Below are 1,572 nucleotides of genomic sequence, written 5' to 3'. Positions count from 1 at the left end.
GCCCTGGGTGCCCTCGTCAAACAATTTGTACGAATCGTACATGCGATAGTACTTCTTGCGTCCGTAAAAAAATGAAGTACCGCATTTTTCCTTGACCCCGTACCAATATTCAACAGAAACAAAAAGGGGATGACCAAGAGAAAGGAGCCCCAGGAAAAATCCTACCGTACCAAAATTGTTAATCTTACGGTGACGGTATTCGTATTCGATCAGGCTGCGGATTTGACGGTCAATCAGGCGGTCAAACTGGCTGACCAGTATAATGTTGTATCCATATTTCCGGTGTTGAGTGAAAAAGTTGGCCCATTGCTGGCGGCTCCTGTCATTCCAGGAACGGCAGTTGAAAATAAGCTGGCACTCATCAATGACAAGCCAGGTCTGACCTTCAATGATCTTTCCCCTCTTATCCCGGCGATGACACAAACGGGAAAAGTCCAGTAGCCAGTCAACCTTTAAATCAAAATTATCCTTGTAAAAAAAGAAGCCTTTCTTCTTTGCAGTTATTAGATCATAATTGATATCAAAATTCGCTATCACATTCTTTCCGTGATTAAGTTGGAAGTAAATGTCCTTTGCAACATGGTAGGACTTCCCGGAGCCGGGAGTACCAGAATAAAAATAAATCATAAAAATCCCTCCTTGTATCTCAATTTTCTACCAGGCCGAACCCGATCGGGGCCAGCCGGTGATTTATTTGAGATACATCATTCAATCATTTTTACCCAACGGAGGGCAAGCTGCACCAGGTAAAACAGACCAACCGCCGTAACCCAAAGCTGGGTGACAGCGATAATCTGCGCCACAGGAACAAAATAATTCAGATACCCTAAGAAGGGTATTTTATCAATCTGACTTAAAAATGATTGAAACGGACTGTTAGGAAGAAATACCACGCAGGCATTGGCGAGCTTTATTAGGATGTAGCGGATTTGTTCTAACATAAAATCACCCCTTTACTAGATTTCTTGTAATGACGATCAGACAGATACAGTAACCAAGTAACGTTGTTATTCGAACCAGCATGACCATAGGTTTCCAATCATCAGTAGATAAGTCAATTACAATGGTTTCATGAATATTCAGGCTTTCTATTGTAAATGGCAGCTCCCACCGGGGTTCGGTAGAAGTGTCCTGAAATACACTAATACAGGCAAATAAATCAAAAGGAATACAAAAGGGAAACTTTTTGGTTATATCTGACTGTATCTGCCAGTTATTCGCTTTTGCATCCTCTTCCCCGGCAAGGGATTTCGCAAGGGACTCTGTAATAGAAGCAGGAAGTGCCTTAATTCCAGCCAGAACATCCGAAATAGAACCTGGGATATCAATGATCCGATCTTTGATATCCGTTAACCCTCTGGATATTGCTTTGACTACATCCGTTATTACACCCAGCGGCCTAGTGATGTCCGGTATCCAAGGGTAAGTGTCCGTATTTTCTCCTTCATCCGCTTTTTCCCCGTATGTAACATTAATGGTTGGTGCCAGGACCTGAGCCCGATCAGCGGCTGTGATTGATGATTGCACATCAGATACAAGCTGTTCTGCAACATAAGAATCTTTCGGAATTGT

3 protein-coding genes are annotated in these 1,572 nt (G+C 42.7%); all 3 read right to left on the bottom strand.

Annotated elements, in window-relative coordinates:
• Positions 1-627, bottom strand: a 627-nt coding sequence (locus tag CRO04_RS25715; RefSeq protein WP_097007065.1) for a zonular occludens toxin domain-containing protein, incomplete at its 3' end; no start/stop codon positions are given.
• A 77-nt stretch (positions 628-704) separates the two neighbouring features.
• Positions 705-941 carry a hypothetical protein gene (locus CRO04_RS25710; protein ID WP_097007064.1) on the bottom strand — a complete coding sequence of 79 codons (237 nt, stop codon included), beginning with the start codon at positions 939-941 and terminating at the stop codon, positions 705-707.
• Between the two features lie 4 nt (positions 942-945).
• Positions 946-1,572 (bottom strand): hypothetical protein (locus CRO04_RS26500; RefSeq protein WP_166432683.1); only part of this gene is annotated, 627 nt, incomplete at its 5' end.

It is taken from the genome of Lacrimispora amygdalina (assembly GCF_900205965.1).
Lineage (GTDB): Bacteria > Bacillota > Clostridia > Lachnospirales > Lachnospiraceae > Lacrimispora > Lacrimispora amygdalina_A.
This window is presented reverse-complemented; position numbering and strand designations above follow the sequence as displayed.